19 protein-coding genes are annotated in these 16293 nt (G+C 62.1%); 1 reads left to right on the top strand and 18 read right to left on the bottom strand.

The genetic code is table 11. The features are described from left to right. The first annotated feature begins 19 nt into the window (after window positions 1-19). Window positions 20-1048: an A/G-specific adenine glycosylase gene (gene mutY / locus FQV27_RS15825; RefSeq protein WP_147100411.1), complete on the top strand. Its 1029-nt coding sequence runs from the start codon at window positions 20-22 to the stop codon at window positions 1046-1048. Here the strand turns inward: mutY and FQV27_RS15820 are convergent, their stop codons facing one another. The 18 genes from FQV27_RS15820 to FQV27_RS15735 all read right to left on the bottom strand — a co-directional run. Next, window positions 1049-1240, bottom strand: coding sequence for a hypothetical protein (locus tag FQV27_RS15820; protein WP_147100409.1), 192 nt, complete (start codon window positions 1238-1240; stop codon window positions 1049-1051). Between the two features lie 55 nt (window positions 1241-1295). Then, window positions 1296-1760, bottom strand: coding sequence for a PTS sugar transporter subunit IIA (locus FQV27_RS15815; RefSeq protein WP_147100407.1), 465 nt, complete (start codon window positions 1758-1760; stop codon window positions 1296-1298). Between the two features lie 59 nt (window positions 1761-1819). Continuing rightward, entirely contained in the window at window positions 1820-2398 is a 579-nt protein-coding gene (hpf, locus tag FQV27_RS15810; RefSeq protein WP_147100405.1) for a ribosome hibernation-promoting factor, HPF/YfiA family, read from the bottom strand. Window positions 2399-2531: 133 nt separating this feature from the next. Continuing rightward, window positions 2532-3275, bottom strand: coding sequence for an LPS export ABC transporter ATP-binding protein (gene lptB, locus FQV27_RS15805; protein WP_147100403.1), 744 nt, complete (start codon window positions 3273-3275; stop codon window positions 2532-2534). Beyond that, window positions 3275-3760 carry a lipopolysaccharide transport periplasmic protein LptA gene (gene lptA / locus FQV27_RS15800; RefSeq protein WP_342779894.1) on the bottom strand — a complete coding sequence of 162 codons (486 nt, stop codon included), beginning with the start codon at window positions 3758-3760 and terminating at the stop codon, window positions 3275-3277. The genes lptB and lptA overlap by 1 nt, the downstream gene beginning before the upstream one ends. Before the next feature lie 21 nt (window positions 3761-3781). Further along, a complete protein-coding gene (locus FQV27_RS15795; protein WP_147100398.1) occupies window positions 3782-4351 on the bottom strand; it encodes a hypothetical protein in 570 nt (189 codons plus the stop codon). Then, complete coding sequence (locus tag FQV27_RS15790; RefSeq protein ID WP_147100396.1) at window positions 4351-5295, bottom strand: KpsF/GutQ family sugar-phosphate isomerase; 945 nt, start codon at window positions 5293-5295, stop codon at window positions 4351-4353. Before FQV27_RS15790 ends, FQV27_RS15795 begins: the two co-directional genes overlap by 1 nt. Before the next feature lie 9 nt (window positions 5296-5304). Then, the gene (locus tag FQV27_RS15785) at window positions 5305-5919 is read right to left on the bottom strand and encodes a ribonuclease D (protein WP_147100394.1); all 615 of its coding nucleotides are present in this window, start codon (window positions 5917-5919) and stop codon (window positions 5305-5307) included. Between the two features lie 72 nt (window positions 5920-5991). Then, entirely contained in the window at window positions 5992-6975 is a 984-nt protein-coding gene (locus FQV27_RS15780) for a glycosyltransferase family 2 protein (protein ID WP_147100392.1), read from the bottom strand. Beyond that, a complete protein-coding gene (locus FQV27_RS15775) occupies window positions 6972-7922 on the bottom strand; it encodes an NAD-dependent epimerase/dehydratase family protein (RefSeq protein ID WP_147100390.1) in 951 nt (316 codons plus the stop codon). Before FQV27_RS15775 ends, FQV27_RS15780 begins: the two co-directional genes overlap by 4 nt. A 17-nt stretch (window positions 7923-7939) precedes the next feature. Further along, window positions 7940-9178 carry a class I SAM-dependent methyltransferase gene (locus tag FQV27_RS15770; protein ID WP_147100388.1) on the bottom strand — a complete coding sequence of 413 codons (1239 nt, stop codon included), beginning with the start codon at window positions 9176-9178 and terminating at the stop codon, window positions 7940-7942. 11 nt (window positions 9179-9189) lie between these two features. Beyond that, window positions 9190-10383 (bottom strand): DegT/DnrJ/EryC1/StrS family aminotransferase, encoded by a 1194-nt coding sequence (locus tag FQV27_RS15765; RefSeq protein ID WP_147100386.1) that lies wholly within the window; start codon window positions 10381-10383, stop codon window positions 9190-9192. A gap of 9 nt (window positions 10384-10392) precedes the next feature. After that, window positions 10393-11517, bottom strand: coding sequence for a CDP-glucose 4,6-dehydratase (gene rfbG / locus FQV27_RS15760; RefSeq protein ID WP_147100384.1), 1125 nt, complete (start codon window positions 11515-11517; stop codon window positions 10393-10395). Beyond that, window positions 11517-12332: a glucose-1-phosphate cytidylyltransferase gene (rfbF, locus tag FQV27_RS15755; RefSeq protein ID WP_147100382.1), complete on the bottom strand. Its 816-nt coding sequence runs from the start codon at window positions 12330-12332 to the stop codon at window positions 11517-11519. Before rfbF ends, rfbG begins: the two co-directional genes overlap by 1 nt. Next, window positions 12329-13966: a hypothetical protein gene (locus FQV27_RS15750; RefSeq protein ID WP_147100380.1), complete on the bottom strand. Its 1638-nt coding sequence runs from the start codon at window positions 13964-13966 to the stop codon at window positions 12329-12331. Before FQV27_RS15750 ends, rfbF begins: the two co-directional genes overlap by 4 nt. Further along, window positions 13963-14382 (bottom strand): GtrA family protein, encoded by a 420-nt coding sequence (locus tag FQV27_RS15745; RefSeq protein ID WP_147100378.1) that lies wholly within the window; start codon window positions 14380-14382, stop codon window positions 13963-13965. Before FQV27_RS15745 ends, FQV27_RS15750 begins: the two co-directional genes overlap by 4 nt. 544 nt (window positions 14383-14926) lie before the next feature. Next, entirely contained in the window at window positions 14927-15181 is a 255-nt protein-coding gene (locus FQV27_RS15740; RefSeq protein ID WP_147100375.1) for a PAAR domain-containing protein, read from the bottom strand. Beyond that, window positions 15181-16293: type VI secretion system Vgr family protein (locus FQV27_RS15735; protein WP_147100373.1), on the bottom strand; the 1113-nt coding region annotated here is incomplete at its 5' end. The genes FQV27_RS15735 and FQV27_RS15740, both read right to left, overlap by 1 nt.

Here is a 16293-nt window from a genome sequence, read left to right as displayed (position 1 = left end):
ACCAAAAAAGCTGTGAGCCATGCGTGATCTCGCCCCTGTCCTGCTGGACTGGTATGACCGCCATGCGCGCGACCTGCCCTGGCGCGTTTCGCCAGCCGCGCGGGCGCGCGGCCAGCAGCCAGACCCCTATCGCGTCTGGCTGTCAGAGATCATGCTGCAGCAGACAACCGTTGCCGCCGTGCGCGACTATTTCCTGCGTTTCACGACGCTGTGGCCGACGGTGAAGGCACTGGCGGCGGCAGATGACGCGCAGGTCATGTCCGAATGGGCCGGTCTTGGATATTACGCGCGGGCCCGCAACCTGCTTGCCTGCGCGCGGGCCGTGGCCGCCGCAGGTGGATTTCCTGCGACGCGGGCAGAGCTGCAGAAACTGCCCGGCATCGGGCCTTATACCTCTGCCGCGATCAGTGCCATCGCCTATGACCAGCCGGAAACCGTGGTCGATGGGAATGTGGAACGTGTCGTCGCCCGCCTTTTCGCGGTCGAAACACCCCTGCCCGCCGCCAAGCCCGAACTCGTCGCGCTTGCCGATACTCTGACACCGACCGGTCGTCCCGGCGATTTTGCGCAGGCGATGATGGATCTGGGCGCGACGATCTGCGCGCCGCGCAAGCCCGCCTGCGCGATCTGCCCGCTTGTGAAGGACTGCGCCTCCCGCGCTGCCGGTATCGCGGCAGAGCTGCCGCGACGCAGTCCGAAACCGGAAAAGCCGCAGCGTCACGGCATCGCGTGGGTGGCGCTGACGGATGATGCAGTGCTGCTGGAGAGACGCGAACCGAAGGGGCTGCTTGGGGGGACGCTGGCTTTCCCGTCAAGCGGATGGGACGGGACGGACCTGCCAGCCCCGTTAGAGGCAGACTGGCACAGCCTCGATCCGGTAGAGCATGTTTTCACGCATTTCACGCTGCGGCTGGATGTGCGGCTGACCTGCGCCGGGGGCGCAGCCACACGCGGCGTCTGGACGCCGCGGCACGAGTTTTCGCCCCTCGGGCTGCCCGGCCTGATGCGCAAGGTCTGGACGCGTGCCGAGCGCGCGCTGCGTGACTGATTATTCTTCGCGTCCGCGCTCGATCCGGGCGTATTCGCTGGCCTTGCGGCCTTCATCGCCATCGCGCGAATGTGGCCTGCGATGCAGGGCTTCGACGGCGGGATGCAGGCCGGATTCGCGTTCCTGCGTCGTGTAGGCGCGCACGCGGCCAGAGCCGCTGCGATGTTCGTGATCGGTGGGTGACTTGGTCATCGAACTTTCCTCCTCCAATTCAGCCAATATAGGGCCGAATCGGCGGGACACCAAGTCAGGCAGCCTGCATACCGGGACCAGAGGTCAGAATCGCGTGCAGCGCCGCCGGGTCGGAATTGGCCCGCAGCTTCGCGCGCAGGTCGTTGTCGCGCAGCGTCCGCGACACCAGCGCCAGCGCCTTCAGATGATCCACGCCGCTGTCTTTCGGCGCGAAAAGCGCAAAGACCAGATCGACCGGCTGACGGTCGACCGCATCAAAGTCCAGCGGCTTGTCGAGCTTCACGAAAACGCCCGCCACGGTGTCCAGCCCATGCAGCCGCGCATGAGGCAGCGCCACGCCGTTGCCAACGCCTGTCGGGCCAAGACTCTCTCGTTCCTGCAGGGAATCGAGCGTCTGACTGGCATCAAGGCCATAGACCTGATGCGCCAGATCGGCGATGTCCTGAAAAAGCCGCTTCTTGGACGTCACCTGCGGATAGGTCCGTACGGCGCCCGGCTTCACGATATTGCTGAGTTGCATGCTGATCCGTCTTTCTGACGCCCCGGACACCGGCCCGAGGCGTCAAACCGCGCTGCGGCTTATCTGATGTTGCGCGGGTCGATCCAGCCGATATTGCCGTCATCGCGGCGATGCACGACGTTCACGCCCCCATGTTTCTCGTTGCGGAACACCAGCAGCGGCGCGCCGGCAAGTTCCATCTGCATGACAGCGTCACCGACCGAAAGCGTCGGAACGCGCGATTCCATTTCCGCGACAATGACCGGCTGCAGGCCCGTATCGTCCTGCGATTCCCACTCATCCTCGTCGGCGGGAAGCACATACATGCCGGCTGCGCCGTATTCAACCGGCTCGGACCTGTCCTTATGATGATCCTTCAGGCGTCGTTTATAGCGACGCAGCTGCTTGTCCATCCGCTCGCGGGCTTCTTCGAATGCAGCATAGATTTCCGCTGCGTCGCCCTTGGACTGAACCGTCAAACCTGTGGAAAGATGCACAAGAACATCGCAGACCAGCATATGCGCCTTCTTCGAGAAGGTGACGATGGCTTCGGTCGGGCGCTGAGAGTACTTCCCGATGGTTTCCCCCAGTTCGTTCTGCACGTGCTGGGTCAAGGCCTCGCCGATGTCGATCTGCTTACCACTGATCTGATAACGCATTCTTTTATCCCTTTCTTCGTCCGGCCCCCGCCGGACTCTGGCAGGGACGCACCGGATCGGGCCAGTCTGCGACCGGGCCGCGGGTCTGTCAACGACGGGCTTGATGCGCAATCCGCGCCAACCGCCGGATTTCTCAGGAAAGGCTGAATGTATCGCCCAAATATACTTCGCGGACGCGGGGGTCGGCGATGATCTGATCGGTGGTGCCGGACATCAGCACATGACCGTCATGCAGGATATAGGCACGGTCGACGATTCCCAGTGTCTCGCGGACATTGTGATCGGTAATCAGCACACCGATCCCGCGCGATTTCAGATCATGGACCAGCCCGCGAATATCGCCGACCGCAATCGGATCGACCCCGGCGAAGGGCTCGTCAAGCAGAAGATATTTCGGATTCGAGGCAAGGCAGCGCGCGATCTCGGCGCGCCTGCGCTCCCCGCCCGAAAGCGCCATTGCCGACGCGTTCCGGATATGCCCGATGGAGAATTCGCCCAAGAGTTCCTCCAGCCGGTCACGGCGGCGATGGGCGCTCGGCTCCACCACCTCCAGCACGGCGGAGATGTTCTGTTCGACCGTCAGGCCGCGGAAGATCGACATTTCCTGCGGCAGATAGCCGATGCCCATGCGCGCACGCCGGTACATCGGCAGTGCGGTCACGTCCTGCCCGTCGATATAGACATGTCCCGAATCAGGCGCGACAAGGCCGGCTATGCAGTAAAAGCAGGTGGTCTTGCCCGACCCGTTCGGACCCAGCAGCGCGACGACCTCGCCCCGCGCGAGGTCCATGGAAACGTCGCGGATGACGGGGCGCTTTCGGTAGGACTTGCGCAGATTTCGAACGGCGAGGCCCTCTGCCGGCACAGTCTCGGCCATCAGTTGCTGCCCGGTTGCAGAACGGACCGCACGCGCCCGGATGCCTGCGCCGTGCCATCCGCCAGATTGACAAGGATTTTGTCACCCGACATGACATTTTCCCCTTGGGTCAGCAGAACGTCACCAATCAGCGTGATATTTCCGCTGGACACCTCGTAAGTCGCCTGCTGCGCTTCTGCAGCGTCAGCACCATTGACCAGCGTGACGTTGCCCGTCGCCTCCAGATTGTCGATCTTTTTGGTATCGCCCTGCACATACTGCACGACGACCTTGTCGGCAGACAGCTTCATCTGTCCCTGCCCGATGCGAACATTGCCGGTGAATTCCGCCTGCCCGTTCGACTGGTTGACGGTCAGGTTATCAGCCGCAAGCTCTACCGGGGCAGAGGTATCGGCCTTCATCCCGCCAAATGCCACGGTCTGCGCGGCGACCGGCAGAGCGGTCAGCCCCGACATGAGAAATGCGAAAATCGTAGCGCGGCGCATCATCGTTCCTTTCAGGGCGGATCAGGGTTGATATACCAGACGCACGTCGCCTGATAAATTCAATAGCTGCTGACCGTCATCGGTCCGGGTGATCTCGACCGTCTGCGCGTCAAGCCGGCCCATCGGTGCAAATGCGGTCAGCCCGCCGGTTCCCAGAAGCCGATCCGTTTCCATATCGCTTTCGACCTGTGGCACCGTCATCGCCCATCCATCAGATGTCGTCATACGAACGCCGCCGGACATCAGCACGACCTGTCCGTCAAGCTTCGCATCGGGCGCGGTCAGATCGGCCGCAAGCCCGTCCTTCGTGCGCCATGTCAGCCGTAAACGCTGTGCCGAACTGTCGGTGCCAGCGCCGGGCCGAGCCTCTGCCGCGGTAAGCGTCACCTCTGCCCCGCCATCGCTGACGCCAGCGAATTCGGGGCGGGTCATGCGCGGGTCGCGGGCCAGATCTTCGGCATCGACCTCTGCATAGGGCAGCGCATCATCAGGATTGGGGGTCCGACTGACAAGGAACATTGTCGAAAGGATCGCCAGCGCGGCCAGCGGCAGAATGATCCTGAGCCATGCGATCAGCCGAGAGCGCAGCATCAGACCATCCCGGCACGCAGGCAGTCGTGGATATGCAGGATGCCGCGCGGCATTCCTTGATCGACCGCGAAAAGACAGGTGATCTTGCGGTCCTGCATCTGGGCAAGCGCCGCCTCGGCCAGTTGATCGGCGCCGATCGTGCGCGGGTTCGCAGTCATCACATCAGCGGCGCGGTGATCCAGCAGCCCGTCCATGTGCCGGCGAAGGTCGCCATCGGTGATGATCCCGACCAGCCGCCCGTCGGCCCCGGTGACGCCGGTCACGCCGTAGCCTTTCTGACTGATGGTCAGCAGCGCCTCGGTCATGGGCGTGTCTTCCGTGACCAGCGGCATGTCTTCGTGCATCAGATCGCCGACGCGGGACAGCAGCGCGCCCAGCTTGCCGCCGGGATGGAAGGTGCGGAAATGTTCGGGCGTGAAGCTGCGATGTTCCATCAGCGCCACCGCCAGCGCATCGCCAAGCGCAAGCGTCATCGTGGTCGAGGTGGTTGGCACGATCCCCTTGCCGCATGCCTCGGGCGACGCCGGCAGGATCAGCGCCACATCCGCCTGGCGGATCAGCGTCGAGCCTTCGCGGCTGGCAATCCCGATCAGCGGAATGCTGAAGCGGCGGGTATGGGCAACAATATCGGCGATTTCGGGTGTCTCGCCGGAGTTGGAAATCACGATAACCACATCGCCTTCCGCCACCATGCCCAGATCTCCGTGGCTGGCCTCGGCCGGGTGGACGAATTGCGACGGCGTACCGGTGCTGGCGAAGGTCGCCGCGATCTTGCGGGCGATATGGCCGGATTTGCCCATGCCCGACACGACGACGCGGCCCCGCGCGGCCAGAATCGTTTCGATCGCGCGATCAAACGTATCGCCAAGACTGGCAGACAGGGCCGCCAGACCATCAGCCTCGGTCGCGATGACGCGGCGGGCGGTATCCAGATATTCGCTCATCGCTGGCATCTAGTGATGGAAGATGTCGTTTTCATCCCCCCAGCCCATCAGGTCCAGCTGGGCGCGGGTAGGAAGAAAATCGAAGCAGGCATGCGCCAGTTCAGTCCGGCCTTCGCGGGCCAGCAGCTTTTCCAGTTCGTCCTTAAGCTGATGCAGATACAGGACGTCCGATGCCGCATATTCCAGCTGCGCCTCGGTCAGCTCGGCAGCTCCCCAGTCCGATGTCTGCTGCTGCTTTGACACATCGACGCCCACCAGCGCCTGAAGCAGATATTTCAGCCCGTGCCGGTCGGTATAGGTGCGGATCATCTTGGACGCGATCTTCGTGCACCAGACCGGCGCGGTCACGACCCCGAAGGCATTCAGCATGGCGGCGATGTCGAAGCGCCCGTAATGGAACAGCTTCACGACGCCGGGATCGCTCAGCATCCGCGTCAGGTTCGGCGCAGAGGTCTGTCCCGGCGCGATCTGCACCAGATGCGCGTCCCCATCGCCCGACGACATCTGCACAAGGCACAGCCGGTCGCGGCGCGGGTCCAGCCCCATGGTTTCGGTGTCAATGGCGACCACCGACCCAAGGTCCAGCCCATCGGGCAAATCGTTCTGATACAGGTGGATGGCCATGATAAACTCCTGTTTCAGAGGTCTATACGGCGCTTTTCGCCGAAGGTCAGCCCTTCACCGATCAAAGCGCCGTCAGCGCGCCACGGGAACCTGTGCGACGGGCGGCGTCTCGACCACGGGCAGGGTTTCGACATTCAGCGTCGCCTCGACGATGGGCGCGTTCAGGTTCTTTGTCTGCATGAAGATCCGCCCGATATACTCGCCAAGGATACCCAGGAACATCGCATTCAGCGTCATCGACATCAGCAGCAAAATGACCAGTGTCGCAAAGCCCGGCGGCCATTGCTGACCGAACAGCAGCTTGCCGATCAGATAGCCCAGCAGGATCAGGAAGGTGAAAAGCCCGGCGAACAGCGACACGGTCGAGGCCAGCCGAAGCGGCACCAGCGAGTGATTGACCATGCCGTCCACCGCCAGCGAAAGCATCGCCTTCAGCGGGAATTTGGACTCCCCTGCTGTGCGGGCGGCGCGGTCGTAATCGAAGCCGACCTGCTTGAACCCCATCGCCGAGATCATGCCACGCATATAGGGAGAGCGATCCTCGCTGCGCCGGATCTGGTCCAGAACAACCCGGTCGGTCAGCCGGAACTCACCCGCATTGCGCGGCAGGTCGTCGGGGCTGATCCGGTCAATGAACCAGTAAAACCCGCGCCGCAGGGCTGCCACGACCGGCCCGTCGGGCAGCTTCTTGCGGATGCCATAGACGACCTGATTGCCCTGCCGCCACAGATCCAGCATCTGCGGTATAAGCTCTGGCGGGTCCTGAAGGTCGCAGTCCAGCTGGATCGCGCAGTCGCCGCGCGCGGCCTTATAAGCGAACATGACCGAGTTCTGATAGCCGACATTGCGCGAAAACCGGAAAACCCGCACGCGCGAATCCTCGGCCGCGATCTCGCTGAGGATAGCGAACGTACGGTCGGTCGAATGGTTGTCGGTGAAGATGATCTCTGCCTCTATATCGGGCAGACCCTCCAGCACGGCAGCCATGCGGTCGTAGCAGTCACGGACATTGGCCTCTTCGTTATAGGCGGGGACGAGGAGGGAAATGAAACTCATGCAAGATGCCTTCTTCGCGATGTGGCATCGCGCTCGCGCTGCCAGTCAATGACCTGCGCGATGCCTTCGCGCAGCGTTACGCGCGGCATCCAGCCGAGCGAAGCCAGCTCCGCCGAAGGCGGGCAGGAAACGATGTCGTCTGCGCCTTGATCGGCGGACACGACCTGAGAAAGCGCCGTCTCGGACTGTCCCGTCAAGGTGGCGATGATGTCGCCAACGTCGCCGAGACGCTGCGGATCACCAGTCGAAAGATTGATCGTCGCGGGCAACTCGCCGGCATGATCGGCAATCAGCTGAAGCGCGGCGACGACATCATCGACATGCAGCAGATCCCTGCGCGCGCCGGGCTGGCGCGGTGCCTCGAACCGGCCGTTCAGCGCCTTGGCAATTGCCTCGGGGATGAAGAAATCCTCGGACTGGCCAGCGCCATATGTAAGGCACAGGCGCGCCGTTACCGCGGGTATCCCGGTCCATTCGCGCCAGATGCGCTGCAGATGCGTGCCCATCAGAAGCGAAAGGCCATAGATATTCGCGGGCGCATCCTCGACCGCGGTGTCGGTCGATATCTCGGCAAGGGTGCCGGTGCGGACCACGGCGGCAGGCGGGTCGGGCAGGTCCGAAATCGCGTCCAGCATGATCCGCAGCGGGTCGACATTGGCGCGCAACGCCTGATCCACCTCGCCCAGCCCGCTTTTGCGGCGAAACCGCGTGGCCGCCGCAATCAGGAACACGCGCTGCGGATTTTCGGCATCCAGCACCTTTTTCACCGCGCGCGGATCAAGAACATCAACGGTATGAAGCCGGATCTGCGGCAGCACATCTTCAAGCCGCCAAAGATCGCTGCCGGGCCGCGTCAGCACGGAAACGTCGTCCCCACGCTTCAGGCAATCCCTGACGAGGTGCGCGCCGATAAACCCGGTTCCCCCGGTAATTAGGACTCGCACCATACACCACCTCTTCCAGCCTAAGTAACAACATGCGGAGAGGGCAGAGGCAAGATGAACCGACCACCCGCAGCTTCATAGTCAGCAAGCTGGCGGCGTATTTCATCGAAGAAGTTCCACGCCAGAACCAGCAGATAATCCGGCTTGCGTTCGGCGATTGCGGATGGGTCAAGGATCTCGATTCCCATCCCCGGCGAAAGCAGGCCCTGCTTCAATGTATTGCGGTCGACGAGATAATCCAATGTCTCCGGGCCAATCTGGAAGAAGTTCAGCAAAGTATTGCCTTTCGCGGGCGCGCCATAGCCTGCGATGGTCTTTCCTTCGGCTTTCAGCTTTCCAAGAAGGTCGCGAAGGTCGTCCCCAATCTGCCGGGCGCGGTCGGCAAAGGCCGTGAAGGCAGCCTCGCTGCCCATTCCGGCCTCCTCCTCCTCGGCGAGCATCCGCAGGACTTCGGCGCTTGGGGCGCTGGCGGCGCCGGCTTTGCGTATGAAGACCCGCATTGATCCGCCATGAACAGGCAGATAGGTCACATCGACAACGGCCATGCCGGTCCGCTCGGCCAGTTTGACCAGCGATTTCAGGCTCATCTCCGACATATGCTCGTGATAGACATTGTCGAACTGATTGGTGCGGATGATGTCACGCGCCCAGGGAACCTCGATCACGAACCAGCCGTCGTCAGCCAGAAGCAGATCGACCCCCTGCATGAACGCCGTCAGATCACCGATATGGTTCAGCGTGTTGGTGGTCGAGATCACCTTGGCCGGTCCGCGCGCGTCGCGCAGTTCGCGGGCGGTTTCGGGGCCGAAATAGGCGACATGCACCTCCACCCCTTTCTCGGCAGCCTTCTCTGCCAGATTGGCAGCAGGGTCGACGCCAAGCGTTTTCGCGCCAATTCGGTTCGCAAAACCGAGCATGAGGCCGTCATTGCACCCGATATCGACGATCAGCCCGCCATCCGCACGATCTGCCAGAACCTTCGCCAGCCCCTCGAAATGGCTGTGCATCGTCGTCGCGCCCGAGGGGATATAAAGATAATGCCTGAAGAATCCGTCAGGAATCTGATCGGCAACCTGGATCATCCCGCAATCGAGACAGGCTTGCGTGTTCAGCGGAAAGGCGGGCTGCGGCTTATCTGCATCTTCCGGGCGAACAAACATGTTCGCGGGCGGGTGATCGCCCATCGGCAGGAAAAGCATCATGCGCGGCGAAAGGCAGGCGCGGCAATTGTCCATGACACTCGGGCGCGAATCGGTCATCGAAGTGTTCCTCAACGGTATTGGTTGGCGAAGGCGGTGAAGGAATCGTGCATGTGGTCGATCTGTGGCTGATCGAGCCCGTGATGGCAGGCCAGCAGGATACCGCCGCGCATGACCTCGTCGGCGACGGGATAACCGTCGGCCCTGGTCCGCGATTCGATGTTTTTCATCGCCGGCTGGCGCAAGATGTTGCCGGTAAAGACGGGCCGCGTCTGGATATCGCGCGTTTCCAGCCAGATCTGCATCTCGCGCCGTGTGAAGGGCGCGGATTCGCGAATGGTCAGCGGGAAGGCCAGCCAGCCCGTGCGCGAATCGGGCAGTTGCCGCGGCAGGATGAACCATTCCTCGAACTGGCGGAAGAAATTCAGATGCTGGGCAAAGTTTTCCTCGCGTGCCGTGATGTTACGGTCCAGCTTGCCCAGTTGCACAAGCCCGAATGCCGCGCTGACCTCTGAGGGTTCGAGGTTGTAGCCAAGTTCCTCGAAAAGGAACTTGGCATCGTACGAAATCCCGTCGAGACTGACATTGAAGCGGTTTTCGATTGCCTCACTGCCTTCCTGGAAAAGCGAAGAGGTGCGCCCCCAGCTTCGCAGCAGCAATGCGCGCCGGCCGAGATCATCGTCATTGACGCACAGCATTCCGCCATTTCCAGCGCCGTTGATGACGTGGCTGCCGTAAAAGCTGGTGGTCGAAATATCCGAATTCACCCCGGTCGAGACGCCGCCGATCGTTGCGCCAAGCGTGTCAGCGCTGTCTTCGATCACCTTCAGGCCGTGCTTATCCGCGATCTTTCGGATGCGGACCCAGTCAGGCAGGTTTCCGATCAGCGACGGGATCATGATGGCCTTCGTGTTCGGGCCGATCATTTCCTCGATCTGGGTCGCGTCAGCATTATACGTCCCCTCCTCCGCGTCGATGAAGGCAGGGATCAGGCCATGCTGCACGATCGGGGCAACGGTGGTCGCGAAGGTCAGTGCCGGCGTGATAACTTCGGACCCGGTCGGCAGATCCAGCAGCGCGACAGCGATAAAGTTCGCTGAAGAGCCGGAATTGACCATGATTCCGTGGCGCTTCTCGAACAGGGCGGTGACCCCCTCCTGCATCTCGCGGACGTGCTTCCCCATCTGGGTCGAACTGCGCAGAACCTTGACCACGGCGTCAATCTCCTCTTCGCCGTGGACTGTCTGACCATAATTCACGCGCATCTCGATCTCCTATTCTTCGTGCCGTGGGGAAGGCGTCATCAACGCCTCGAATTCCTTTATCTGTGTGAGGGTAAGCGCATTCAGGTCCGCGGCCTCAGCATGGGCGCGGTACCATTCCGCTGTCATGCGCAGCGCATCGCGAAGTCCAAGCCGGGGTCGCCAGCCGAGATGCAGACGCGCGCGCGTGCTGTCCAGCCGCAGAAGCCCCGCCTCGTGCGGGGCATCGGGGTTGTGGCGGAAGGCGAAGCGCGGGCCGTTATCGCCCCAGCATTCGGCAAAGATGCGACAGATGTCGCCGACCGGCACCGTCGCGTCGATATCGGGGCCGAAGTTCCAGGCCTGCGCTGCCGCTGAGGCATCATCACCCAGCAACCGCGCCGCGACAGTCAGGTAGCCCGATAGCGGTTCCAGAACATGCTGCCAGGGACGGACGCTGGCCGGGTTCCGGATCTCGACTTCCTGCCCGGCTGCGGTCGCGCGCACGATGTCGGGGATAAGTCGGTGCGGTGCCCAATCGCCGCCGCCGATGACGTTCCCCGCCCGTACGGATGCCAGCCGCGCCGTTCCGGGCGCGCTGAAGAAAGACCGGCGATAGGCCTGTGCGACTAGCTCCGTGCAGGCTTTCGAGGCGCTGTAGGGGTCAGATCCGCCAAGCGGATCAGCTTCCCGATACCCCCAGTCCCATTCGTTGTTTTCATAGCATTTGTCGCTCGTCACCACGACCGCCGCCCGGACGGACGGCATGTGGCGCGCAAGTTCCAGCACATTGGCGGTGCCGGTGACATTGGTCGCGAAGGTCGCGACCGGCATGTCATAGCTGTCGCGGACGATGGCCTGCGCCGCCATGTGGATGATCAGTTCTGGCTGAAAGTCAGCGACCGCATCCCACAGCGCAGCGCCGTCGTTGATGTCACAGAAGCGGCTGTCACAACGGCGATCCACCCGAATGACATCGAACAGGGCCGGATCGGTTTCGGGCGCCAGCGACACGCCACGCACCTGTGCGCCAAGGCGATCAAGCCAGAGCGTCAGCCAGCTGCCCTTGAAGCCCGAATGGCCGGTCAGCAGCACCCGTCGACCGGCAAAGATGCCGCCGAACGGATCGCCTGAACCTGCTTCCCCAGCAGCAACCATCAGATGACCGCCCTTGGCGCCGATTGGGCGTCCTTGCCGACATTGTCGAAATCCAGCCATGGCGGCGGGTCGCGGTCGCTGACCTCGTTCAGGGCATTACGGTCGCGGATGGTGTCCATCGGGTGCCAGAACCCGTAGTGACGATAGGCCACAAGCTGACGATCCTCGGTCATCTGCACCATCGGGGCCTGCTCCAGCGGCTCGTTATCGTCGGTGAAATAGTCGAATACGCCCGGTTCGAAAACGAAGAAGCCCCCATTGATCCAAGTCTCATAGCGGCGCACCTTCTCGGTGAAGGCGTGGACCTGCCCCCCGTCGCCAAGTTCCATATTCCCGAAGCGCGCGGGTGGCTGCACGGCGGTCACCGTCGCAAGCTTCCCATGCGCGCGGTGGAATTCAAGCAGCTTGCCGATATCGACATTCCCCAATCCGTCCGAATAAGTGACCATGAAGGTCTCGTCCCCGATCCATTCGCGAAGCCTGCGGATACGTCCGCTGGTCATCGTCAGCGCCCCGGTATCGACGACGCTGACATTCCACCCACCAGAAGAGATCGGCTTCAGTTGCAGCCCGCCGGTATCGACATCAACGCTGATATCATTAGCAATCAAATGATAATTGGCAAAAAACTGCTTCAACATCAAGCATTTATATCCGCCCGCAACGATAAATTCGTTATGGCCGAAATGGCTGTAGATATCCATGACGCGGGCGATGATCGGCCGGCCCCCGACTTCGACCATCGGTTTCGGGATGGCCACGGTTTCCTCGGCCAGTCGCGAGCCGAGGCCGCCTGCGAGCAGGATTGTTTTCATTGGGTGTCTCCAGTCTGTTCTGTTGCGGCGGCCGCGCGGGGTGAAAGCCACAGCCGCGCGCTGCCATATCGGTCGGTTATCGCGGGAAGGTCCTGGGGCGTATAGCCGTTCGCGCGGGCGTAATCTTCAAAGGGGGCTTCAAGGCCGGGATCGAACCCGGTCATGATCGCCGAAGGCGGGCTGGCTTCGAACAGGGCGGGAAGATCGTCAGCCCCGGCCATGGCGTAAAGCGGTCGCAGCTCCGCGTCGGTATAGGGCGCGATGCGATACGCGAAAGGCCCGGCGGCAAATTCCGGATAGATCTCCAGCCCTGCCGCAAGCGGATAGATCGGCGAAAGCGTGGCGACCGGCCCTGCCCCGTCCAACCCGCTGTCGGACAGTATCTGGCGCAGAAGATCGGCCCCACGCTGCACCTTTGCCGTGGTAAACTTGTCGGGGTGACGAAGCTCGTTCAGGCCAAGCCCGAGCCGCGGCAACGCGATCACCAGCATCAGCGCCATCGCGACCCTGACCGCTATCGCCAGCCCGCGATGCGCGTCGAGCGACAGCGCGCGCCAGCCAAGCGCCGCCAGCAGAGGCAGCCCCACAAGCGGGCCGATGTAATATTGTGGAAAGCCCGGTGTCGGCACGAAGGCCAGCAGCGCGGCGGTCGCGGTCGCCGCCGCGACGATAAGCAGCGCGCTGTTGCTGTCGTCAGGCCGCGCCGGATCGCGGCGCATCATGGCCCAGGACAATACCGCCACAAACAGCGCAAGCAGTGGTGCGCCGACCATCCAGACCGACCAGGCCAGCATCAGCTTGTCCGACGATCCAAGCGCCAGCCCGGGTTCCGACGCAGCATTGTCCTGCCAGAATGCGATATGCGGGCCGGCATGATAGGCTGCGATATGGGCGAAGAACAGGTCGGTTTGCGTCACCGCAAGCCAGATCAGCGGCAGCGCACCAACGATACCGCCAAGCGCCACCGGCAGGGCCAGTTTGCGCGCCCTGTCGGCCGCGTCCATACGCCGCGGCAGCAGAAAACACCCGATGGCGACCGCCGGAATGAACGCAATCGCACTGGCCTTCATCCCCGCCGCGATGGACAGCATAACCCCCGCCGCAAACAGTCGTGTGAAGGACAGGTCACGCTCTGCCAGCGAAATCGCCAGCAGCCCAAGCCCGAGAAGCGCGAAGGGCAGCGGCAGCAGGTTGTTGGTCGCAGCCATACCGGCTTGACCCAACAGCACCTCTGCGCTGATGAAGCTTACCGGCCCGAACAGCGCCATCACCGCCGACCGGGTCAGCCGCCAGCCGATCCAGGCCGCGCTGCCCAGAAGCAACAGCCAGGCCAGAAAGATCGTCAGCCGCGCTACGGCAAGCAGCCCCATCCACGGCAGCGCAAGATGCATGGCGCGGAACAGCCATGCCGAATAGGGAACGTGATTGTAGAACAGGTCGCTGTAAAGCGCGTGATCCTCAAGCAGAACAGCCGGGGGTACGAACATGAATTCGTCGCGGCGCAGCTCATATCCCATGATCCGCCCGAACAGCGCCGCCAGAAGCAGCGCAATCAGCGCGGCCACCGCCACATCCCTTAGCGCGATGCCACGCCGTGCGCCTGCGTGGCTGCCAATCACTTGCCGGTCGCTCATCCGATCCTCCTGCGGGCGTGATAGCCCATGACCCATCCGATCAGCAGCCACGAGGCGGCGACCACAAACGGCAGCAGCAAAAGCTGCGCCATCAGCGGCCCGATGCCATGCGACAATACCAGCCGCAACGCCAGGGCGTTGGCGGAATAGATGAGAAGATAGGCCCCGATATAGGCGGGCAGACGGCCCCAGCCGCTGACCGCAAAAACCAGCTTCGCGTGCATCTGGAAGTTCCACAGCGCGCCAAGCAAAAACTGCAGGATCAACGCCAGCTGTGGCGGCGCGCCGAACAGTACCGCCAGCGCGTAGATCCCATAGCCGACGGCGGTATTCACAACACCCACAGCCACGAAGCGCAGAAATGTGCGAATTCCGTCATTGCCCCGGCGGGCAGAGGAACCTTCGGTCTTTTTCATTTCTGTCGGCCCGGGACTTCTGCCTGTGGGGCGGAACGCGATGCGCAGCGCATTCCCCCGTCAGAACCATCGGGGCAGCGAACGCCCCGCGCGACATGATTTTCTGCCGCCCTCGTCAAGCGTACCTTTGGTTCGCAGTTCACACCAAACACCGGAAGTTTAACAAAAACACTATCTGAACAGACTGCCGCAGCTGACCGCGATTCTCAAGAAAAAGCTTATGCCCCAGTTAATCGCCGTCATTGTCCATATTCTCGTCATGGTTGCAGATTCACACCATATTGTATCCCTGTCCGCTTCAACCATCATATTGTAATGATTGTGTAAATAAATCCGCGCATCGTCGCGGTTTTTGCATCGAATATCCATGGCAGGGTGCAAATCGAGGCCCTTTTAGACGCGTCAATCGCCGTGCATTCCAAAAGTCTGCAACCGCTATTTTGCAGGACTATTGTCGTGGTGAATCTGTCCCCATCAGGCATCGAGCGTTGGTGTCGCACAATTCAGGGTTGTGCGTCGGCGCGAAAAAAATTCCGGACAACCTTTATTTGAGAACGGCGCTGCCCTGACAATCGGCGATAATTCCGCCGCAACTGGTCTTGGAGCCGAAATAGGCGACAGGTCGGCCGTCGCATAGGGCACCCGCCTCTCCCTCCAGAATCACCCCGCCGCAGGCACATTTGTCGCCAACCCGCGCGATTGCGCGGCCCTCGACCACGCCGCTTCCACCTTCAACAATCACGTTCGAGCCGTGGCGGGGACACAGATGCTTGTCACCAACGCGTGCGACGGTACGCATCAGCTTTCCTCCTCGTCGAAGCTGGCGCATTCCTCGCAAAGCGGCAGACCCTCGCGCGCGGCCATCTGAAGGGTCGGCACTTGCGATCCCCCGGTCCCGCCCATGATGACGTTGCCCTTCAGCCAGATGGTCGGCGCCTCCAGCGTGATGCCGCTGGCATCTATCGTCATCTTGCCGCCCGGCCCCTTCACCTGGATCTTCTGAAACGCCATGAGCGTGTGAACCTTGGTGTTGTTGGTGATCGATTCGCCGACATCCAGCGTGTAGCGCCCGAAAACCTCGCCTTCGAAATTCCGCCCCGCCTCGTAAAGGTGGTCGGAATAGATCGACTGCTTGTGAACATTGCCGACGCGGTGAATGTGATCCTTGCCGTAGTTTTCCTGCTGATTGCGGCCGACATCATAGCGCATGTCGTTGCCGATACTTTCGGAGTGGTTGTTGCCGACGCTGATGGTCTTGTCGTGACCGATGGATTCCGACTGATCGTTGCCGACGCTCTTGCTGCGATCATGCCCGATCGAATGCGACTCGTCGTTTTCGATGATGGTGTTGTGGTCCTTCTGGGCGTGCATGAACACTTCTTCGCGCCCGGATTCATCCTCGAATCGGAATTCGTTATAACCGCTGCCTTTATGGCTGTCGGATTTGAATGTTGAGACGGTCTTGTTCGCCGGCAGATCATACGGGACGGAGTTCCTGCCGTTATAGACGCAGCCCGTCACCAGAGGTTTGTCGGGGTCGCCTTCAAGGTAATCGACGACCACCTCCATCCCGATGCGGGGTATGACCATTCCGCCCCAACCATTGCCAGCCCAGTTCTGCGAGACTCTGCAGCGCATGGAATATTTCTCGTGCAGGTCCCAGTGGAACTTCACCAGAATCCGCCCGTATTCGTCGCAGTCGATCTCGCCCTCGCCGACAACCTCGGCGGTTTGCGGGCCCTGGACCACCGGAACGCGGGTCCGGCGCGGCGGCGCCATCGGGGCCGTGTCGGGCATCAGCACATAGCGGCCCGTGAACGCATAGCCGTCGCTGTCCTGCCCGCCAGAGCCATAGGCCTCGCTGACAAAATGATGCGTCGCTGACAGGCACAGATAGCTGTCGCCCGTGCC

It is taken from the genome of Paracoccus aurantiacus, assembly GCF_007993065.1.
GTDB classification, from domain to species: domain Bacteria; phylum Pseudomonadota; class Alphaproteobacteria; order Rhodobacterales; family Rhodobacteraceae; genus Paracoccus; species Paracoccus aurantiacus.
Note: the sequence above shows the minus strand (reverse complement) of the source record. Positions and strands in the feature narration are given on the sequence as shown.